At 60.1% G+C, this 20,520-nt stretch carries 19 protein-coding genes; 9 read left to right on the forward strand and 10 right to left on the reverse strand.

What is annotated here, in order from left to right; all coding sequences use genetic code 11:
* The 3 genes from NW828_RS05110 to NW828_RS05120 all read right to left on the reverse strand — a co-directional run.
* Positions 1–375, reverse strand: a 375-nt coding sequence (locus tag NW828_RS05110; protein WP_414382116.1) for a DUF4388 domain-containing protein, incomplete at its 3' end; no start/stop codon positions are given.
* A gap of 278 nt (positions 376–653) precedes the next feature.
* The gene (locus tag NW828_RS05115; protein ID WP_414382118.1) at positions 654–3,284 is read right to left on the reverse strand and encodes a heavy metal translocating P-type ATPase; all 2,631 of its coding nucleotides are present in this window, start codon (positions 3,282–3,284) and stop codon (positions 654–656) included.
* 120 nt (positions 3,285–3,404) lie between these two features.
* Positions 3,405–4,400: an aldo/keto reductase gene (locus tag NW828_RS05120; RefSeq protein ID WP_414382120.1), complete on the reverse strand. Its 996-nt coding sequence runs from the start codon at positions 4,398–4,400 to the stop codon at positions 3,405–3,407.
* Between the two features lie 195 nt (positions 4,401–4,595).
* Between NW828_RS05120 and NW828_RS05125 the strand changes: the two genes are divergently transcribed.
* Together NW828_RS05125 and NW828_RS05130 are read left to right on the forward strand one after the other, a co-directional pair.
* A complete protein-coding gene (locus NW828_RS05125; protein ID WP_414382123.1) occupies positions 4,596–5,093 on the forward strand; it encodes a hypothetical protein in 498 nt (165 codons plus the stop codon).
* A 46-nt stretch (positions 5,094–5,139) separates the two neighbouring features.
* Positions 5,140–6,774, forward strand: a complete 1,635-nt coding sequence (locus NW828_RS05130; RefSeq protein ID WP_414382126.1) for a CTP synthase — start codon at positions 5,140–5,142, stop codon at positions 6,772–6,774.
* A 121-nt stretch (positions 6,775–6,895) separates the two neighbouring features.
* Here the strand turns inward: NW828_RS05130 and NW828_RS05135 are convergent, their stop codons facing one another.
* Complete coding sequence (locus tag NW828_RS05135; RefSeq protein ID WP_414382129.1) at positions 6,896–7,858, reverse strand: RNA polymerase sigma factor RpoD/SigA; 963 nt, start codon at positions 7,856–7,858, stop codon at positions 6,896–6,898.
* A 273-nt stretch (positions 7,859–8,131) separates the two neighbouring features.
* Here NW828_RS05135 and NW828_RS05140 point away from each other — a divergent pair, with 273 nt between their 5' ends.
* The 5 genes from NW828_RS05140 (at position 8,132) to NW828_RS05160 (ending at position 12,637) form a co-directional block, all read left to right on the forward strand.
* A complete protein-coding gene (locus NW828_RS05140; RefSeq protein WP_041437321.1) occupies positions 8,132–8,317 on the forward strand; it encodes a DUF2256 domain-containing protein in 186 nt (61 codons plus the stop codon).
* A gap of 49 nt (positions 8,318–8,366) precedes the next feature.
* A complete protein-coding gene (locus NW828_RS05145) occupies positions 8,367–8,843 on the forward strand; it encodes a phosphate-starvation-inducible PsiE family protein (protein ID WP_414382132.1) in 477 nt (158 codons plus the stop codon).
* 221 nt (positions 8,844–9,064) lie between these two features.
* On the forward strand, positions 9,065–9,544 hold the full coding sequence (locus NW828_RS05150) for a peptidylprolyl isomerase (protein WP_414382189.1): 480 nt from the start codon (positions 9,065–9,067) through the stop codon (positions 9,542–9,544).
* An 86-nt stretch (positions 9,545–9,630) separates the two neighbouring features.
* The gene (gene gvpJ, locus NW828_RS05155; RefSeq protein ID WP_414382134.1) at positions 9,631–10,929 is read left to right on the forward strand and encodes a gas vesicle protein GvpJ; all 1,299 of its coding nucleotides are present in this window, start codon (positions 9,631–9,633) and stop codon (positions 10,927–10,929) included.
* Positions 10,930–11,053: 124 nt separating this feature from the next.
* Complete coding sequence (locus NW828_RS05160; RefSeq protein WP_414382136.1) at positions 11,054–12,637, forward strand: NAD(P)H-quinone oxidoreductase subunit N; 1,584 nt, start codon at positions 11,054–11,056, stop codon at positions 12,635–12,637.
* Between the two features lie 328 nt (positions 12,638–12,965).
* Here NW828_RS05160 and NW828_RS05165 read toward each other — a convergent pair whose 3' ends face one another.
* The 6 genes from NW828_RS05165 to NW828_RS05190 all read right to left on the reverse strand — a co-directional run bounded on the left by NW828_RS05165 (position 12,966) and on the right by NW828_RS05190 (position 17,274).
* Complete coding sequence (locus NW828_RS05165; protein ID WP_011433078.1) at positions 12,966–13,535, reverse strand: photosystem I assembly protein Ycf4; 570 nt, start codon at positions 13,533–13,535, stop codon at positions 12,966–12,968.
* A 303-nt stretch (positions 13,536–13,838) separates the two neighbouring features.
* Positions 13,839–14,912: an S-layer homology domain-containing protein gene (locus NW828_RS05170; RefSeq protein WP_414382139.1), complete on the reverse strand. Its 1,074-nt coding sequence runs from the start codon at positions 14,910–14,912 to the stop codon at positions 13,839–13,841.
* A gap of 45 nt (positions 14,913–14,957) precedes the next feature.
* The gene (locus NW828_RS05175) at positions 14,958–15,272 is read right to left on the reverse strand and encodes a DUF3181 family protein (protein ID WP_011433076.1); all 315 of its coding nucleotides are present in this window, start codon (positions 15,270–15,272) and stop codon (positions 14,958–14,960) included.
* Positions 15,273–15,335: 63 nt separating this feature from the next.
* The gene (locus NW828_RS05180) at positions 15,336–15,965 is read right to left on the reverse strand and encodes a hypothetical protein (protein WP_414382141.1); all 630 of its coding nucleotides are present in this window, start codon (positions 15,963–15,965) and stop codon (positions 15,336–15,338) included.
* A 35-nt stretch (positions 15,966–16,000) separates the two neighbouring features.
* Positions 16,001–16,609: an anti-sigma factor family protein gene (locus NW828_RS05185; protein WP_414382144.1), complete on the reverse strand. Its 609-nt coding sequence runs from the start codon at positions 16,607–16,609 to the stop codon at positions 16,001–16,003.
* A gap of 2 nt (positions 16,610–16,611) precedes the next feature.
* Positions 16,612–17,274 carry a sigma-70 family RNA polymerase sigma factor gene (locus tag NW828_RS05190; RefSeq protein WP_414343224.1) on the reverse strand — a complete coding sequence of 221 codons (663 nt, stop codon included), beginning with the start codon at positions 17,272–17,274 and terminating at the stop codon, positions 16,612–16,614.
* Positions 17,275–17,547: 273 nt separating this feature from the next.
* Between NW828_RS05190 and NW828_RS05195 the strand changes: the two genes are divergently transcribed.
* Positions 17,548–18,255 carry a Crp/Fnr family transcriptional regulator gene (locus NW828_RS05195; RefSeq protein ID WP_414382146.1) on the forward strand — a complete coding sequence of 236 codons (708 nt, stop codon included), beginning with the start codon at positions 17,548–17,550 and terminating at the stop codon, positions 18,253–18,255.
* Positions 18,256–18,442: 187 nt separating this feature from the next.
* Positions 18,443–20,518 (forward strand): SH3 domain-containing protein, encoded by a 2,076-nt coding sequence (locus tag NW828_RS05200; protein WP_414382149.1) that lies wholly within the window; start codon positions 18,443–18,445, stop codon positions 20,516–20,518.
* Positions 20,519–20,520 lie beyond the last annotated feature (2 nt).

The raw sequence follows: 20,520 nt of genomic DNA on the forward strand, positions 1-20,520 counted from the left end.
GAAGCTGAACTGGCCGGATTCGAGGGCGAAGAGGCTGTAGAGGCCGGTTTGCAGTTGATGGCGAAAGAGCTTGGCCAAATCTACGGGCGAGATCAACCCTTGCCGCTGCAGGCAACGCCCCAGAGGCTCCTCCAAGCCCCTAGCGACCAACTGGCTGACCACCTGCTCGTCCACCAAGCCAAAGCGCGTCAGCAGGCTTTCCAAACGATGCTTTTCTTCAGGGGTGAGGGCGGCGACCACCCGACCTTGGTAAAACCAAATCCGCTGAATGCCATTGGGTGCCCAGATGGATAATTGCCCTGCTTTCTTACCCTTTTCCATTAAATGCAACAGGTCGCATAAGGAAAATTCCTGAAGATCTCCAAGCATCGCCATACTTTTGCTCCCTTCACCGCTGCAAGATGCGCTTTCTCAGTATTTTCACGGTTTTTGCTTTGCTAAGCAAGAAACCAGAAGATGCGCTTACAGCTTGGTTTCGGTCTAATCTTACAACCAAATCCTCAAAAGTTAAAGCGGATTAATCTTTTTAATCAAATGTAATCGAAGTTGCCGAATTTTTGGCTTGGACGCAGCGGAAATTGTGTCAGAAGCTCGGTAAAACCTCGGAAGACTTAACGATCGGTACTTAGTCATTCGTAATTTTTAACACTTTTTTAGCTGCGGCTACTCGAAGATCTACGGGGTACAAAAGTTCGCCTCAAGAGGAGTGAATTGAGGATTACGCTGAGGGAACTCAAGGCCATGAGACCCCCAGCGATTGCCGGGCTAAGCCCAATGCCAAAGGGGGGTAGGAGCACGCCTGCTGCCACTGGGATCCCCACCAGGTTGTAGCCAAAGGCCCAGAGGAGGTTCTGCTGGATCTTGCGGAAGGTGGCGCGGCTGAGGCGGATGGCTTGCACCACATCCCAGAGGTGGTTGCGCATCAGAATGATATCGGCGGTCTCAAGGGCGGCATCGGTAGCGGAATGCAGGGCAATGCCCACATCGGCTTGGGCCAAAGCCGGAGCGTCGTTGATGCCATCGCCCACCATGGCCACCCTCTGACCCTGGGCCTGCAGATCTCGGATGACTTGAGCTTTGTCTGCCGGGTGAACCTGGGCAATAACGCGGAGACCTGGCACTTGCAGAGCCTCAGCCACCTGGTGGGCCACCTCCGCCCGATCGCCGGTTAGCAAAACCACCTGCAGGCCCATTTTCCGGAGCTGTTGCAGCGTTGCCTGCGCATCGGGCCGCAAGGGATCCTGGGCTGCCAGCAGCCCCACCAGGGATCCCTCTACAGCCACGCCCACCACCGTTTTGCCGGCTGCCAGTAGCGCCTCGGCCTGGGCCTGCGCCTTTGGGGAAATTGGGATCCCCAAAGCAGCCAGCCCATCCAGGGATCCCAATACCACTGCCTGCCCTTCCACTTGGGCAGCAACCCCTATCCCCGGCTGGGTTTGAAACTCGCCGGCGGAGAGCAACGGCAAACCCTGGGTGCGGGCGGCTTGCAAAATGGCTTGCGCCAGCGGATGGCGAGTGCCGCTTTCCACTGTGGCTGCCAGTTGGAGCAGGCGATTGGGATCCAGGGAGGGGTCAAGGCTGAGACAGTCCGTCAGGTGGGGATCCCCTTGGGTGAGGGTGCCGGTTTTGTCGAAGACCACCGTTTGCAAGCGATGGGCTTTCTCCAGAACATCTCCCCCTCGGATGAGCAAACCCCGCTCGGCTCCCAAGCCAGTACCCACCAGGATGGCCATCGGCGTAGCCAATCCCAAAGCACAGGGGCAGGCCACCACCAAAACGGCAATGGCCATCTTGAGGCTGCTGAGCAGGGGTGTGGGGTGAGGGGGATGGTCACCCAGATGCAGATGGGCGTGCAGGCTGAACCCCGCCAGGACGAAGTGCTCCGCACCGCCGCTCCCCCAGAGTGGGATCCCAATCCAGTACCAGAACCCAAAGGTGAGAATGGCCAGCGTGACCACCCCATAGGTGAAGTAGCCCGCCACCTGGTCGGCTATCCCTTGGATGGGGGCCTTGCGAGCTTGGGCCTCTTCCACCAGGCGAATGACCTGGGCCAAGGTGGTGTCTTTCCCGGTGCGCGTCGCTCGGCACAGCAGCAACCCCGATTGGTTGATTGTCCCAGCCACCACGGGATCCCCCACTTGTTTCAGCACCGGCAAGGGTTCCCCCGTCAACATCCCCTCGTTGACCGTGGCCTGGCCGGCAATGACCTCTCCATCCACCGGGATCTGTTCGCCGGCCCGCACTTGGAGCCAATCCCCCACTCGCACCTGTTCGACAGGGCACCATTCTCCGGTTTGGGATCCCAGATCCAAGTCACCCTCTGCTGAGCCGGGAGCCTCGGATCCCGTCCTCGAGGACTCCGTTCCGCTGACGCAAGCGGATGGCTGAACCCGCCGAGCCAAACTGGGACACAAGCTCACCAGCGATTGCAGGCTGCTGGCCGCCCGCAGGCGGCTGTGCTGTTCCAAGGCCCGTCCCAACAGGATGAAGCTGAGCATCATGACGGGCTCGTCGAAAAAGCACTCCCAGCCCACCTGAGGGGCCAACAACCCCGCCAGACTGGCCAGGTAGGCCGATCCGGATCCCAAGGTAACCAAGGTGTTCATGTTGGGGGCCAGCCGCCGCGCCCCTCTCCAACCATCCAGGACAATGCCGCGAGCTGGGCCGACAAAAGTCAAGGTCGCCAAGCCCCAGTGCAGCCAGACATCGTTAAGGAGGGGCAAGCCCAGACGGGCGAAGAGATCCAAGTGTCCGGCGGCAGAAATCAGCAGCAAAAAAGCGGCGGTGAGCGCTTGGCGAATGTGGTGTCGGGTCTGCTGTCGCTGCCGAGAGAGGGGATCCGCAGGCACATCCAAGGCTTCTTCCCACCCACCGGGAGGGGAAGAGGGATCTTGAGAGTGCTCCGCACCGCTGACGCGAACGGAACTCCCGCCGGAGAGGGCCTCACCCTCTGAACTGTAGCGGCTGGGAAACCCTGCCTCTGTCAAAATCTGGGCCAGGTGCTGCGGGTCGGGCCGGAGTCCAGGGGCAAACTCCACAAGGGCCGACTCGGTAACCAGGTTAACGCTGGCCTTGACCACCCCCGGCTGTCTCAGTAGAGCCTGCTCGACAGTGCGGACGCAGCCGGCACAACTCATGCCCCCCACCTGGAGAATCAGGGATCCCTCCTGAGAAGGCGCTGTGGGCCTATCTTGGCCAGCTGGATCCCTTGGCCTGTCTGCCTTATGGGCCTTATGGGTCAGAGTGCTCCGCACCGCTGACGCAATTGCATCTGTAATGGCCATCTTTGTCCTCCCGTGGTTGACAGACTCCTGGCCCTACTGGCTGCGGTAGGACAGAGCTCTAAATCTCATTTTTTGCCAAACTCAGTTCCAGGATCCCGGCAATCTGGGCAAGGGTACGGGTTAGGCAGCGCGAGCAGCTGGGGACATAAAGCTGGGGGGAATGGACTCGGGAACATACCTTTGCAAAATATCCTCGATGGTCTGCATCGCTTCCGCATCCAACGACCAGCCCCAAAGGCCGGATATTGCCTCCAGATGATGGGGTTTGCGCGCCCCCCACAGTGCCACACTCACCCCTGGTTGATCCAGCAGCCAGCGCACCGCCAACTGAGCCAAGGTCTTGCTATAGCGATCCTGAGCAAACTGGCTCAATGCCTCTGCCGCTTTTAGGTACTGGGAGTAGCGCGGTTCAACAAACTTGGGGTCGATCCCGGCGCGCATGTCCCCTGGGGGGAAGGTGGTTTGCGGCGTCATCCGTCCGCTCAGCAGACCTCGGCAGAGGGGACTGTACACCAAAGTGTGAATGCCGTGCTCTCGACAGTAGGGCAAGACCTCTGCTTCAATCTGCCGCTCGAACAGGTTGTAGGGGGGCTGGGCGGTGTGCAGAGGAGCCACCCGGCGAAACCGATCCAGTTGTTCTGGGGAAAAGTTGCTGACCCCAATGGCGCGGATCTTGCCTTCCTGCAGCAGGCGCTGGAAAAAGGCGGCTGTTTCCTCCAGGGGCTCTAGGGGATCTGGCCAGTGTACCTGGTAGATGTCAATGACCTCCGTCTGCAGGCGGCGGAGGGAGTTTTCCAAATCCTGAGCTAGCCAACTGAGGCTGCAGTTGCGCACCACCTTGCCGTTGACCCACTGCAGGCCGGCCTTGGTGGCAATGACTAGGCGATCCCGGCAGCCGGCATCCCGGATGGCCCGTCCCAAAAGCACTTCCGAAAGGCCGCGGCCGTAGGCCGGAGCGGTGTCAAAGAGGGTGATGCCTAGGTCAATGGCCTTGCGGAGAGTGGCGTAGGCCTCCTCAGGATCTGCTGGCCCCCACCAATCCCCCGTCATGCTCCAGGTGCCCAGCCCCACGCGGCTTAGTTTTAGCCCCGTCTCGGCAAGATCGATGAACTCCATGGCAACTTCTGCGAGGCGGTCTCCTCCCGCATGCTAGCAACCGTCAGCAGGTGGGCAGTCCCCCTTGCGCCAACGACCTCCCTCTTTTAGCTGCCTTGGGAAACAGCAACCAGGCTTTTTCCTCTGCTTGTTGGGGAGAGAGGCTCAGTAGAGTAGTGATTCCAGCTAGATCACTCACTGGTAGAGGAACTGCCTATGAGATCCCTTTTCCCTCTCTGCCTGGCCGGAGCGCTGCTCTGGGGATCCTCGCTGCCCGCCCAGACCCAGGGGATTAGGCCCCTCTTTCCCGAACCTTCCCAAACCCCGCTGCCCCCCAGTCCCGATATTCCCACCCTGCCCATCGTGCCGGATCCCCGGCCTGTGCCGGCAACCCCTGCTCCCCAGCGACCGCTGCCCAGGGGGAGTTTTGAGGAGATCAGCCGCTACTTCCGGGATCTCAACCGCGCCAAAAACCTGGCCCGCCAAGCTGCCGAGATCGCCAATGGGGGCCTGCAGCGCTATCGCGCCGAAGCTTCCATGCACGGGGCAGCCATTGACTCGCCGTTTGAAGAGTTTGAAGACGCCTGGATCTTCACCTTCCGGGGGGGAGAGCCCGGCTTTGTCCAGCCCAGCATTGAAACCCAGGTGCGGGTAGACAGGCGCACCTTTCAAACCACCATCCTCTACAATGGCCCCATCCGCTCTCTGCGCTAAGGGATCCCTGGCATAATCAAAAGGCAAAAGGGAAGGGATCCAGGCCATGACCAAGTTTGTCTTCGTTACCGGTGGAGTGGTCTCCAGCATCGGCAAAGGCATTGTAGCGGCCAGCTTGGGTCGCCTCCTCAAATCCCGCAACTACACGGTGTCGATTTTGAAGCTGGATCCCTACATCAATGTGGATCCCGGCACCATGAGTCCCTACCAGCATGGAGAAGTGTTCGTCACCGACGACGGCGCCGAGACCGACCTGGACTTGGGCCACTACGAGCGCTTCACCGACACCAACATGTCTAAGCTCAACAACGTCACCACCGGCTCCATCTACCAGGCCGTGATCCACAAAGAGCGGCGCGGCGATTACCAGGGCAGCACGGTGCAGGTGATCCCCCACGTCACCCAAGAGATCAAAGAACGGATCCGGCGAGTGGCCCGCGAGACCAACCCCGATGTGGTGCTGGTGGAGGTGGGGGGCACGGTGGGGGATATCGAGTCTCTGCCCTTTTTGGAGGCCATTCGCCAATTTCGCAAGGACGTGGGCCGCGCCAATGTCGCCTATGTGCATGTCACCCTGGTGCCCCTGATCAAAGCGGCAGGGGAGATGAAAACCAAGCCCACCCAGCACTCGGTGAAGGAGCTGCGCTCTATTGGTATCCAGCCGGACGTGTTGGTGTGCCGCTGCGAACAGCCATTGCCCCGCGGGATCAAGGAGAAGATCTCCGAGTTTTGCGATGTGCCGGTGGAATGTGTGATTCAGGCTCAGGATGCCCCCAGTATCTACGATGTGCCTTTGGTGCTCGAGCAGGAGGGGTTGGCGCAGCGGGTTTTGGAGATCCTCAACCTGGATCCCCAGCAGCCCGACCTGCGGGAGTGGGAGCTCTTGGTGAAGCGGCTGCACCACCCCCAAGAGCGGGTGGAGATTGCCATTGTCGGCAAATACGTGCGCCTTACGGATGCCTATCTTTCGGTGGCCGAGGCCCTGCGCCATGCCGGGTTGGCCCTCAATGCCGGCGTCACGCTGCGCTGGATCTCTTCTGAGGAGATCGAAGAGCGGGGACCAGAGGCATTGCTTTCCGGCGTGGATGGAGTGGTGGTGCCAGGGGGGTTTGGCAATCGCGGCATCGAGGGCAAAGTGGCCAGTATTTGCTACGTGAGGGAGCGGGGCATTCCCTTTCTGGGCCTGTGTCTGGGCATGCAATGCGCGGTGATCGACTGGGGATGTCACATTGCCCATCTGGAGCGGGCCAACAGCTACGAGTTTGACCCCGATACCCCCCACCCGGTGATCAGCCTCTTGCCGGAGCAGAAAGATGTGGAAGATCTGGGGGGAACCCTGCGGCTGGGCCTCTATCCCTGTCGCATCATGCCCAATACCCTGGCGGCCAAGCTGTATGGCGAGACCATCATCTACGAGCGGCACCGCCATCGCTATGAGTTTAACAATGCCTACCGCAGCCTTTTTCTAGACTCCGGCTATGTTATCAGCGGCGTCTCGCCGGATAACCGCTTGGTGGAGATTATCGAGCTGCCCAGCCACCCCTTTTTCATCGCCACCCAGTTCCATCCGGAGTTTCGCTCCCGCCCCAACCGCCCCCACCCCCTCTTTTTGGGGTTGATCGAAGCTGCCCTGCGCAGCCGCCCTCAGCCTCACCCCCTGCAGTTGCAGAAGATGGGCTAGTTGACAGATCCCTTGTCCAAAAGTGGGGGCACGCCTCTGGTCCTGGTTCTGCAGAGCTTTGCTGAACATAAACTGCTGCGGAATCCTGGGTTTCGCCTGTGGAGCAGCCGTGGCCTACTGCCTAAAACGAGGCCATCCAATCTGCCAAAATTTCCTGTCGGCGTGGATGGCGCAGTTTGCGCATGGCTCGTGCTTGAATTTGTCGGACGCGCTCCCGAGAGAGGCCGAAAAGCTGACCAATTTCGGAGAGAGTGTGTAGGTGGCCATCTTTCAGCCCATAGCGGAGCTTGAGAATCTCTTGCTCTCGGGGGCTGAGCTGCTCCAGCATTTCTTCCAGTTGGGCAGACAGCAGGTGCAAGTCCATTTGGGATTCGGGAGTGAGGCCGTTGGCGTCCTCGATAAGCTGCATCAGCTCCCTATCCTCCTCTTTGCCGACCGGAGTATGTAGCGAAAGGGTTTGGCGACCGGCTTCCAAGAGGGTTAAGAGAGCGTCCAGCTTGTCGGGGGAAATCTCCAGAGCTTCGGCAATTTCCGCTTGGGTGGGGCGACGGTTTAGGGTCTCGGTCAGCTCCCGCCGGATCCGCTTCACCTGGTTGAGCTTTTCTACCATGTGCACCGGGATCCGCACCAGGCGCCCCTGATTGGCAACGGCGCGGGTGATCCCTTGGCGAATCCACCAGTAGGCGTAGGTGGAAAACTTGTAGCCGCGTTCGTACTCAAATTTTTCTGCGGCCCGGATCAGGCCAATGGTGCCTTCTTGAATCAAATCCAGAAACGGCACACCGCGATTCAAATACTTTTTGGCAATCGAGACCACCAAGCGCAGGTTGGCCCTAACCAATTCCCGTTTCGCCCGTTCCCCGGCGGCTCCCCCCTCTGCAATCAGCCGTCTCAATTTCACTTCCTGCTCGGCATTGAGGAGTGGGTAGCGAGCCATTTCCCGCAAAAATATGCCCACCGAGTCCTCCGACAGCGAGGCTTGGGTCGCTCGGTTGCCGGGTTTGCTGAGCCGTACCTCAACCCGTTTCGGTGGGGGGGGACAATTCTGAACAGCTACATCCATCCCATTCGGTTGAGACTTCATACAAACTCACATCCACAAGCGGATGTTGGAAACTTTGCTTGGATACAGGACAGAACCGGTTGACCCTTCAGCAAACCCAACTTCCTTCAGGGATCCCTGCAGACACAGGGCAGAGATCTCGCCGGATTTCAAGAGGCTACTCGATTTCTCTAGGTTCAGACTTCAGCTTTTGCTAAGGTGGGGCGCAGACTAAACACTTCCGTGATGGTAACGGTCAGCATCCGGTAGGATTGTTAAACTGACTACAGAGTTGACCTTGTTTTGCAGTGCACCATGCCACGCCAACGGAAGAAATCGGATTTGCCCAGCAAGATTTGTCTCACCTGTCAGCGACCCTTCACCTGGCGCAAAAAGTGGGCCGACTGTTGGTCGGAGGTGAAATACTGTTCTGAGCGGTGTCGCAATCATCGCCCCAAGGGATCCCTGCCTGCTTCCCGGCAAGACGGTTGGGACGGATAATGTTGTCTCAGGATCAGGACATAAGGGTTTGGATCTGTCGGGGTTGGCGATGCGGTTTCTCAAGTGGCTGTTGCACAATCCCCACGAGACGGAAGAGGAGGATCCCTTTTTGCGGGCCATTGCCCGCATCGAAAGCCTGATCTCGAAGCTGCTTTCAATTTTGATGATCGGGCTAATCGTAGTAGCAGTGGTGGACTTGGCCCGGTTCTTGGTGGCAGATTTGTTGATGGAGCCAACTGGGTTTTTCTCCACCACTTTAATCGAGATCTTCGGCCTCTTTTTAAATATTCTGATTGCGCTGGAAATTCTGGAGAACATTACCGCCTACTTGCAAAAGCAGGTGGTGCAGGTGGAGCTGGTGATCGTCACCTCTTTGATTGCGGTGGCCCGCAAGATCATCATTTTTGATTTCGAGAAGCTGGGGGGGTTGGAGCTCATTGGCTTGGGGGCAGCAACGTTGGCCCTCTCGGTAAGTTATTGGCTGGTGCGGCGAGCCAAGCCTCCATCCAAGTCCGGGGAAGATTAAGCTCGGACAGAATCCTGGTACGATGGGGATGGAGCTTTCCTGCAAGAAACGTGCGTGTGCGATCTAAGTTGGCCAGCCTGGTGAAGTTAGCTGTGCTGATGGTGGTGCTTTGGGTGGGGCTGAGTGCTCTCCCTGTCTTGGCCCGCCCGCATTCTTCTCGCGATTTGCTCCTGGCACAACAATTGGGCAAACCAGTGAAAACCTACAACAGTCCCCCGCCGATGGTGATCGACCCGGCCAAGTCCTACACGGCCACGATGGAGACCACCGCCGGCACAATGGTTCTGGAGCTGTTTCCTCAGGAAGCTCCCCTGGCCGTGAACAATTTCGTCTTTCTGGCCAACGATCACTTTTACGATGGCGTCATCTTTCACCGCGTGATCCGCGGCTTCATGATCCAGGGCGGGGATCCCACGGGTACAGGGCGGGGTGGGCCGGGCTACCGCTTTCCCGATGAGCCAGTGCAACGTCCCTACAGCCGTGGCACTTTGGCTATGGCCAACGCCGGCCCCAACACCAATGGCAGCCAGTTCTTCATCATGCATGCCGACTACCCGCTGCCGCCCAACTACACGATCTTTGGGCAATTGATCGAGGGAGAGGATGTGTTGGATAAAATTGCAACTGCGCCCACCGACCCTCAGGATCGCCCCCTGAAGCCAGTGGAGATCAAGTCGGTTCGCATCTTGGAATCCAATTAGGTTGGGCCAATCGGGTGGAACAGTTTGGTTAAATTAACTTGGCCTCTGGCCCCATTTTTGCAACTTGCCCTCAGGGGGACTCAGGTATGGAGTTCGCTAGGCCCCGGCGAATGTCCCCCCGCATTCTGGTTCTGGATTTTGATGGTGTGCTCTGCGATGGGCGGGCGGAGTATTTTGCTTCCTCCTGCCGCGTTTGTGCTCAGGTGTGGGGCCTGGCTCCTGCTCAGCTAGAGCCGCTGCGTCCTGCCTTCGACCGTCTGCGCCCGCTGATCGAGACCGGCTGGGAGATGCCTCTGTTGTTGTGGGGGCTACAGGAAGGGATCCGGGAGGAGGACTTGCGCCAAGACTGGCCCAGCTGGCGGCAGCGGTTGTTGCAGCAGGTGGGGGTCTCCGAGCTAGGTTTGGCCCAAGTGCTGGATGGCGTGCGGGATCGCTGGATTGCAGAGGATCTGCAGGGGTGGCTGGGGCTGCACCGGTTTTATCCGGGGGTGGCGGCCTGGATGCGCCAGCTTCAGGCTGCCGGGGAGCCGCGCCTGGCCATTCTCAGTACCAAAGAGGGGCGGTTTATCCAGCAGCTCTTGGGTCGAGAAGGGATCCAACTGCCACGCCACCGCATTCTGGGCAAGGAGGTGCGCGCCCCCAAGGCCACCACTTTACAGCGGCTACTGGCTGCCGCCCAACTGCCGGCTGAGGAGCTGTGGTTTGTGGAGGATCGCCTGCAAACGCTGCGCCAGGTGCAGAGGGTGCCGGAGCTGGAGCAGGTTCTCTTGTTTTTGGCCGACTGGGGCTACAACCTACCAGAGGAAAGGGAAGAGGCCGCTCGGGATCCCCGTCTCCGCTTGCTCAGCCTGGAACAGCTTTGTCAGCCCTTTGACCGTTGGATTGCTTCTCCTCCCCCGCCGCGCCTTTCGATTAGTCCCGCCAGCTGGGAAGACTTGAGCCAGACTCGGCCCACCCCTGGCCGGAAACGCCCGGAGGCTGGTTTGGCCTCTCTGGTGCTGACCTTGGTGGAGCTGTTGCGGCAGTTGATGGAGGCGCAGGTGGTGCGGCAAATGGAGGCTGAGCGCCTTTCTGCAGAGCAGCTCGAGCGGGCCGGCAGCAGCCTACAGGCCCTGCGGGAGCAAATTCGACACATCTGCAGCCTGTTGGAGATTGACCCGGCGGATTTAAACCTGGATCTCGGAGATCTGGGCACCCTCCTGCCCCGCCAGGGGGACTACTACCCCGGACAACCCCACCGCGAGGGATCCGTGCTGGAACTCTTGGATCGCCTGATCCACACCGGCATCGTCGTCGATGGGGAGATCGACCTGGGGCTGGCGGACTTGGATCTGATCCACGCCCGCCTGAAGTTGGTGCTCACCTCCAGCGCCAAGCTCTACTGAGCCTGTAGATTGAGAGCGCTGATGGAGACGATTGGGAGAAGAGATGCCTGAAGCGGGGAGAGAGACCAGAAATCGCGGTATGCTGGCTGTGGATCCCCTTAATCTCTCTTCATAGTCTTCTCCTATGGATGTCTTTGCCCCAACCGGAAACCTGTATGCCGGTGCCATTTGGCCGGAAGTGGTGGTTACCCTCACCCTCTTGCTCGTCTTGGTGGTGGATTTAATCGGCGGGTCGGCGGCACGCAAAAGTCTTCCGGCCCTCTCCATCTTTGGCTTGATTGGGGCTTTGGTGACCTTGGTGTTGCAGTGGCAGCAGCCCCAGTTGGAGAGCTTCTTGGGCAGCTTTGCGGCGGATCCCATCAGCATTCTCTTCCGTGGCCTGGTGGTGGGGACGGCGGTGCTGACCGTGATGATGGCGGAGCGCTACATCGCCCAGTCGGGAGCCCCCACAGGCGAGTTTTATGTGTTGCTGCTCACGGCCACCTTGGGGGGCATGTTCCTCTCCGGGGCGACGGACTTGATCCTGGTGTTTGTATCTCTGGAAACCCTGGGCATTGCCAGCTACCTGATGGCCGGCTATACCAAGCGGGATCCCCGTTCTTCGGAGGCAGCCCTGAAATATCTCTTGATCGGGGCCAGCAGCACAGCCATTTTTCTCTACGGCATGTCGCTGCTCTACGGCCTTTCGGGTGGGCAAACGAAGCTGGAAGCCATTGCCTCCTCTATGGGGGATGCCGGTTTGGCAGGGATCATCGCTTTGGTGCTCTGCATTGGTGGTATCGGGTTTAAGTTGGCGGCAGTGCCCTTTCACCAGTGGACTCCTGATGTCTACGAGGGATCCCCAACGCCGGTGGTGGCCTTTTTGTCAGTGGGATCCAAAGCAGCAGGCTTTGCCTTGGCGGTGCGCTTTCTGGCCACCGTATTTCCGGCCATGACGGAAGAGTGGCGGGCGGTGCTCTCGGTGCTGGCCATTTTGACCATGGTGCTGGGGAATGTGGTGGCCATTGCCCAAACCCGCCTCAAACGGCTGCTGGCCTATTCTTCCATTGGACAGGCGGGCTTCGTTTTGATTGGCTTGGTGGCGGGCACCGAGGCCGGCTATGCCAGCTTGATCTTTTACTTGATGGTCTATTTGGCCATGAACCTGGGGGCCTTTTTGTGCATCACCCTGTTCAGCCTGAAGACCGGCACCGATGAAATTAGCGAGTACAGCGGCCTCTACCAAAAGGATCCCTTCCTCACCCTTTGCTTGAGCATTTGTCTGCTTTCGTTGGGTGGGTTGCCCCCTCTGGCAGGCTTCTTCGGCAAGTTGTACCTGTTCTGGGCCGGTTGGCAGGCAGGGGCCTATACCCTAGTGTTGGTGGGGTTGGTCACCAGCGTCATCTCCATCTACTACTACGTGCGGGTGGTGAAAACCATCGTGGTGAAAGAGCCGCAAGAGATGTCGGTTTCAGTGCAAAATTACCCTGAGACCAACTGGCAGGCGGAAGGCATGCAGGCTCTGCGGGTGGGCTTGGTGTTCACTTTGGTGGCTACCATCTTTGCCGGGATCCTCTCCAATCCCCTCTTTACCCTCTCCACCCAGGCGGTAGAGCAAAGCCCCTTCTTGGGGTTCCCGACTGCACAGGCATTCATTCCGGAGTCGGCGAGCCTTCAGGTGGCAGTCAAGGGATCCCTGGGTTCCTCTCCTCAAGCTGGCGAAGGCTAGTTTTTGAGATGCTCTCCATCCCGAGGTTTTAAAAAGCGACGCTCGGCAGCGCGCGCTTCAGTTGTGCAGATATGGTCATTTCTCCCTCTGGAAGAAGGGCTGCAGCGCGAAACACCTGGGGAGCGTCTCAACCTAGTCTCAATCTAATTTGAAAGGACTCTAATCCAGAAGAGGGTCTCCCCACCCCAAAGGGATCCGGGATCTCTTCAAGGCCTCCGCATTAGCGCCCACCGATTACAGCAATGTAGTTGGTCACCCATTCGTAGTAGGGCACACATCCCTCACGCGGCCATCAGGGTGCGATCACAGCGCATGATGCCCCAGGGAATCAAATGCCCTCTAAGCTGACGTTGAGAAAGCGGGCAATCTCGGCTGCCTGGTTTTCGATCTCCGTCAGGGGAGGTGGCTGGCCTACGCCGGTGAGGGGGATGTCGCCACGTCCTTTCACCCGCAAGTAGATGGCTCGGCGGGGGTTAAGCCCCTCTCTCAGCTCCACCCGTAAGCTTTGCACATCGGCAAAGTCATACTCCAGGCGGACTTCACGGTTTTTGCCCGGAAAGCCCTGGCGCACCAGCGTTATCTTTTGCGTGCGCCGGTCGAACTCGTTGTAGCCGCCTCCCAAGTTCCAATACAAACTCAGCCACTGGTATAGCCCCGCCAGGGATCCGAGCACCCCGTAAAAGAGCATGGCAATGCCCTGGGGAATAAACACCAGGCTGGCGGGATCGGAAAAGGGGAGCAAATTGCGGTGGAGATAGCTGGAAAGGCCGGCCAAGGTAAAGCCCAGCCCTCCCCCCGTCAGCGCCACCGCCCAAAAGTACACGCTGGGCCGCCGCGACCCAATCACGGTGTAGCGCAGCAGATCGGCAGAACGGATTTCAGGAACAATGGCGGACACAGTTGGGATCCCTGCAGGTTTTCCAAGGCTGGCTTCCCCCATTCTATAGGCTATGGGCGGCAAGGGTTTTCCCCAGCAGAGGGGCGCTCAGGGGACTGGCAAGAGCTAGAGCCGCCTGGGGAATGGGGGCGGAAGTCCTCTGCGCTGTACAGCCCCTCTCCCGAAGGGAGTTAGGGATAGTTTTTATTGTTATGGCTCCTTTTGCTCCTTGTAAGAGCCGTAGCAGGGATCCCTGCTGGGGTTCTGAGGCGTTCTATCTGCTGACAGAGCCCAACAGCATACGCCAATGGGATCCCTCTCACCTCAGGGTTGGGTTTGGCGTGGGGTAACGATCCTGCCCTCCCCTGGGGCAACTTCCGAGGAACGGGGGCGGGCCGGCGCAGAGGGCTCATCAACGGCATTCGAGGGAGAGGCAGGGTTGGGATCCGGCTCGGGAGAAGCCGTCTGCTCCGGTTCTGCGGCAGGGGGAGAAGGCTGAGGCTCAGGGGTTGGGTCTAGCAGGGCTGGCGGCTGGGGTATGGCGTCTTGGGCCGTTCGTTCCCCAAAAGCCGACAGGGCGATGGCGGCTTCCCCGCGGCTAACCGGCTCGAAGGGGTTGAAGGTGCGGATGGGGCCAAAGGTGCGCAGCACGGTGGAGGCATTCTCTAGGCTGCGATCGGCTACCAGAGCAGGAATGGCTTCAGGAGGAATTTGCGCCGCATCGGTGAACCCCCAGCGCTCCTCCAGCTCCGCTCGGGATCCCTTGATCTGGCCGGGAGGTAAGTCCAGAGGCACCTTCATGCGGATCAACTCTGCCCGCGACAGCAGGCTGTTGGGGCGAAACTCTCGATTGGCATCTCCGGCAATTATACCGGCAGCTCCCAGGGCTTGAATGTAGCGAAAGTTGGGATCCTCTTCCGGCACATCCAAAAAGAGGGGGCGTTCCGAGGGGGATCCCAGGCGGATTTGCCGGCTGGGCTCATCGGCGTGGATGGCGTTGTTGGCCAACACCAGCCAACGGGCAAATTCTCCGCGACGAACGCTGCGCTGCGGCTGAAATTCGCTGCTGGAGATATCGGCAAAAACTCCCAACCGATCTAGGTATCCCACCGAACGGGCCACCAGAGATCCGGGCTCCAAGTCTGTAAAGCGGCTGCTGTCCGGGCTGGGCAGGGGTGAGGAAGGGGTGGGAGCAGGGGGAGCGGAGATAGAGGGCGGGATGGATCCCGGCGAAGGTTGAGGCGAGGGAGATGCCAGCGGCTCAGGTTGGGCTGTGGGCAGACCTACTGGGCGTACAGCGCGCTCCAGCCGTTCTCCCCACTCGGTTCCCTGACAGGCCGACAACAGCCAGAGCAGCGGAATAAGGCTGCCGAGCTTGAGCCAGGGGCCAGGCCGCATAGGTTTAGACTGATGATGCACCGCTCTACCTTTCTCTATTGGTCTCTATTGGGCCCATTTGCGGCTGAACTCCTCCAGCACGTCCAGCAGGTTAAGCAGGCTTTGCATCGGCAGGAGATCGGCCAGGGGCAATTCTTTGCGCCCACCCCCCACTTTCACCGGGATCCCTTGCAAGATCTCTGTGACGGCGTCCTCATCCACCTTGCCTGCCATCACCTGGGGTGCCAGTCGCTCCGCCAAAAGGGTATGCAGGTGGGCATCGCGCAGGTAAAGATGCCAGCGGGCCACATCGATGTAAACTTCTTTACCAATGGCAGCAGCTAATTGCTCAATGTCTGGGTTGCTGGGCACTTTGGCCATCGCTCAGCTCCGTTGGGGGTTGCGTCTGCCCTTGCTCAATCATAGCCTGAACCCAAGGGATCCTCAGGGAGAGCTGGCAGCCGAGCGGTCGGGTAGAGGTAGGGCGAAGTTCTCTTGCAACTGCCGCAGCATCAACAGGTGCTCTAGGGCCAAGCGATCCCGTTCTGTCCGCAGCCGGCTCAGTTGGGCCTGAATTTGACGAATATCGGCCTCATCGGAGTCCCAGCTTTGCAAGAGGCGGTAGAGGCGCTCTTGTTGGTCGGCAATTTGCCGGTTTAGGCGGGCTAGGCGGCGGCTGAACTCCACATCCATTTCCTCTGCCAGCTCGGAATCCGGCAGCAGGGCCAGGCGATCCCAATGGATGCCCAGGTCGGCCAAGCTTGGCGGGGGCGGATCCAACTCCTTGAGAAGGGGGAAGTCCGGAAAGGGCGATAGCTCCGTCTTGGGAGGGGCCCATTGGTTTTGATCGGGGGCAGGGGTGAGACGGGATCCGGGTGAAGGCAGGTTTGTGGGCTGGGGGGCAGGCTCCTGTCCACTGGGAGAGGAGTGCAACTGCTTCGGACTCCGTCCCGCCGGCGCGGACGGCGTTGCCAGATGGCTACTGCTGGGATCTGCCTGGGCCGACAGGGATCCCAGACTGCATAGCCAAAGGCAGACTCCTAGCCCACAAGCCCAGCGAACTGCTTTTTCCACCCTGCGCTCCTCAGTCTTTCTCAAGCCTGCTCAGGTCATTCCCAGCCCACCAAGGACTCCGTCCCGTTGATGCGAACGGCTCCGGTTCCGTTGGCGGAGCGAGATCCACGGTCGGGCATTGCCTCAAACAAAATCGAGTAGGCATCTTGTTTTTGCCCCGCCTCGAAAAGATAGCGTTGGGCAACACGAGCAGAGGCAGGCACGATGGCCACGCGCACCGGCGGATCTTCCAGCGATACCAAAGGCTGGGGATGAGACCAACGCCATCCCACCCAGCCCGCCCCTGCCAAGGCCACTACAGCCGCTGCCACCCGTCCCCAAGGGGTGCCCTTACGTTGCCGCCAGCCCAGGTCGAGCATTGGCCGCCGATCCAGCTCAGCGAACACACGGCTGATCAACAGCTCCGTCTGGGTGGAGTTCAAGGTTGGGGCCTTGAGATTGGCCAAACCGGCCTGTAAAGCTGCCAGTTGGCTGTACAGTTGCCGCGCCTGAGGATCGCTGGCCAGCCAATCTTCCACCTGCCGCGCTTCCTGGGACGACAATTCCCCATCCAAGTAGGCGCTCAACTGTTCAAAGCGCTCATCCACCACCGGCAGCTCTTGCTGGGGATCCCTGGGGTCGGGGTTGGGGTTGCCGCGAACCATGGTCATTCACCATTAAGGTAGGGTTTTAGGGTGGATTGTAGGCGGGCGCGGGCGCGGGCAATGCGAGACTTAACAGTGCCCAAAGACACCCCTGTGATCTCGGCAATTTCCTCATAAGCCATTCCCTGAATTTCCCGCAGCAGGATTGTCTGGCGAAAGGCCTGCGGCAAGTCGCGGACGGCTTGGTGCAATCGCTCGTAGAACTCGCAGGTGGCGAGGTGCTCATGGGGACTGGGGCTCTCGCTGGGCAGCTCCCATTCCATCTCGCTATCCCGCATCTGAATCGGCGCATCCAGAGAAAGGGGCTGCTGCTGTCGTTTGCGCTTGCGCAGCTCGTCGTAAAACAGGTTGGTGGCGATCCGCCCCAGCCAGCTGCGAAATTTTGCCGGCTCCTGTAGGCGTTTCAGGTGGCGGTAGGCCCGGATCCAAACTTCCTGGGCCAAGTCATGCCGGTCCTGCCAGTCCGGGGCAAGATGATAGAGCACCTTGTCCACATGGGCCTGATGGCGACGCATCAACTCGGCAAAAGCCTCCCGATGGGGCTGGGATCCCTGCTGACAGATCAGCACCAGATCCACATCAGCGAGCTTTTCGGGCCGCACAGGCACGTTCTTCACCAAGACCGACCAGCGCTGGCCACTGATGTCGCTGAGGGCAGCATCCATAGGCATCCATAAGTTCTAACAACAACAGCGGAGGGATCCCCTCCCAGACAGAACCTCTGTTGCCCAGACGAAATGGCAGAGTTTGGGTTCCCCCTACCCTCAACCGCAGGGTAGCTCTAGAGGCTCTGAGGGCCATACCGGCAAGACTCCACAGCAAGACCACCTCCTCACTAGATCTTGGCGCACATGGCGGGGTGGTGGATTGCAGGATAGCTCTTGAGTTGGTAACTGGGCTACAGTGGGCTTGCGGTATGGTGAAACGTCCGACCCGCCATGGCTTCCGATGCTCCTGTTGCCCTTCTCTCCGAGCTCAAGGCGGTGCCAATGTTGGCCGAACTTTCGGCGACGTCCTTGCAATGGTTGGGATCCCAGGTCAAGCTGCGGGATATCCCGGCGGGACAGGCCCTCTTCATGCAAGATGCCTGGGGCAGCGTAGTTTATCTGATCCTCGCCGGCTGGGCTAAGGTGCGGCGGGCTTTGCGGGCGCAAGACAGCACCAAAACCCTTGCCTTGCTGGGGCCGGGCGCTTGGGTGGGGGAAATGGCGGTACTGGACGAAGCTCCCCGCTCGCGAGATGTGCTGGCCCTAACCCCGCTGCGGGTGGCCGGGATCCCGGCGGCAACCTTCAAAGCGCTGATGTTGCGGGAGCCGCAACTGTGTTACCAGCTGGCCTGCAGCCTCTCCCGTCGCCTGCGCCTGGCCAACTTGCAGGCGGATCTTGACCAGCAGAGCCCCCCGCTGCGAGTGGTGCATACGCTGGTGCAACTGGCGGAAGCTTTTGGCGAGAAGACCCCCCAGGGGATGCGCATTGTCTACCCTCCCCCCCAGGATTTGGCCGATATCAGCCAAGTTAGCCGGGAGACAGCCCTGGCGGTACTGAGCCGTCTGCAGCAGCAGGGGGTTATTCAGCCGCTGCCGGAGCAACAGTCTTTGCTGCTGATCCGGTACGCCAAACTGCTGGAGGCCACCCGTCTGCTCTAGATATTCCCTCATAGACCTTTTCACTTTCAAAGAAGAGCTGGTTAGCTGGAACGGGTGGGGGCAAGGTGGCGATTCTCAGCGCAGGGATCCCTTTTACCGGGGAAAAGGACTACAGTTAAGTCGATGCGGGTCAGTTGTCCAAGGACTCCGTCCCGCTGGCACGAATCGGAGAGCGCGGACAAAAACCATGACGGTGCGGGTGCCCCTCGACTACTATCGGGTTTTGATGCTGTCGGCACGAGCAGATGAGCATCAGATTGAACAGGCATACCGGGAGCGGATCGATCTCAAGCCGGGCGAGCGCTCCTGGCTGTCGGGGTTCTCGCCACAGGCTGTGGAAGCTCGCGCCCAGATGATCCAAGAGGCGGCTTCTGTGCTGCTGAACCCTGAGGCACGACGAAACTACGATGAACACCTCATGCCAACGGATCCCACCTTGACGGTGGAGGAGGCGCACCTACCGGGAGTGCTGTGCTTGTATTGCGAAGCTGGAGAGTACCAGGCTGCGTTGGACTTGGCTCAACACCTGTTGGAGCAGGGCCACCCTGCTCGTTCCGATGCCATTTTGGCGCGGGCCATCGCTCGTCTGGAACTGGGTCGAGAAGCCTGGCAACAGGGATCCTACGAAGAGGCCGCGCGTTCTTTACAGGCGGGCTTGGCGGAGCTGGAGGAGTGCCAGGCCTTTCCGCAGATGCAAGCGGAGATCCGCATCGATTTGGGCAAGCTGCGTCCCTATCGCATTTTGCAACTCCTCAGCCAAAGTGCTCCCGCCCAAGCTGGAAGACACACCGCTGATGGGAACGGGGAGCGGCAGCAGGGACTGGCTCTCCTCAAAGCCATGCTGAACGAACGGGGCGGCATCGAGGGGGTGGGGCAGGATGGCTCTGGCCTCAGCACCGAAGATTTCCTGCGCTTTATCCAACGGGTACGTCGCCACCTCACCCTCAAAGAACAGCAAGAGCTGTTCGAGCAGGAGGCTGAGCGTCCCTCGATGGTAGCCGCCTACCTGGCCGTGCAGGTGTTGCTGGCGGCAGGTTATCTGGAAAACCGCCCGGCCCTGGTGCGGCGTGCTCGCGGCTACCTGGCTCGTCTGGCGCAGCGGCAGGATGTGCATCTGGAGCAGGCCATCTGTAGTCTGTTGCTGGGGCAGACCGAAGAGGCGCTCGCCCATCTGCGCTCCACCCAAGAAGTAGAGGCCTTGCAGTTTATCGAAGAACACTCCGCCGGTTCTCCCGACCATCTGCCGGGTCTGTGCCGCTTCACAGAAAAATGGTTTCAGGAGGAGGTGTTCCCGGAATTTCGCGGTCTGGAAGCCACCCAAGCGACGTTGCAAGCCTACTTCGACAACCCCCAAGTGCAAGCTTACCTGGACGAAATGCCCAGCCGCGAGGATCCGCCGGCGGGGATGCTTTCTCCCAGTGCTCCGCACCGCTGTCGCGAACAAGCCCCCCATCCCCCACCTCATTTGCCTGCCGTGGTGGGTGGCGTGCGCCCCCCTAATCCAACCCAAGAATTGCAGCGCCCCCCCACCCCTTGGCAACGGGGAGGAGTGATGCCCCCGCCAGAACCCCCGCGCCTCTCGGATTTGCCCTCCTACCGGAGCACCCCCAAGGCGGGCGTCTCTGCTCTTGCGGATGAGAGTTCTAGTGCTCCGCACCGCTGTCGCGAACGCGCCCAAGACCGTTCCCCTCAGCGGGAGGGAGCTGGCGTGAGCGGAATGCAGGAAGTGGAACGTTACCGCCGCAGCCGCTTGGGATCCCGTAAGCGTCCTGCCCTTCCCGCCGTGGGCTCCGCACCGCTGACGCGAGTGGCCGGGGTAGTTGGTGTGGGCATTCTCTCCCTGCTGGTCATCTGGCAAATGTTGCGGGGCCTGTTCACGCCGCCGCCGGCACCACCGCTGGAGCAACCCCAGGTGCAAATTGAGCAGCCGCCGGTTGACATATCGCTACGCGACGCCTCCGCGAACGACAATCCCGGCCAGACAGAACCCGCTCCCCCGCCTGAGCTAACTGGCCCTCTGGCGGAGTGGCAAGGAGTACAACAGGTGCGGGTGATCTCCAACGATGGCCTCAACATTCGCCAGCAACCCAGCCTGACAGGAGCCATTGTCGGGACAGCCCCACGCCAAGCCCTGCTGCGGGTGGTAGAGGTGCAGGCCGGTGAGGGACAAGTGCCCGTCTGGCTGCGCATCGAGCGAGATGGGGCTCCGGGGGGATGGGTCGCTGCCCAGTCGGGCTCTACCCGTCTGGTGGAACGGCCCTAGCT

It is taken from the genome of Synechococcus sp. W55.2 (genome assembly GCF_047461635.1).
Lineage (GTDB): Bacteria > Cyanobacteriota > Cyanobacteriia > Thermostichales > Thermostichaceae > Thermostichus.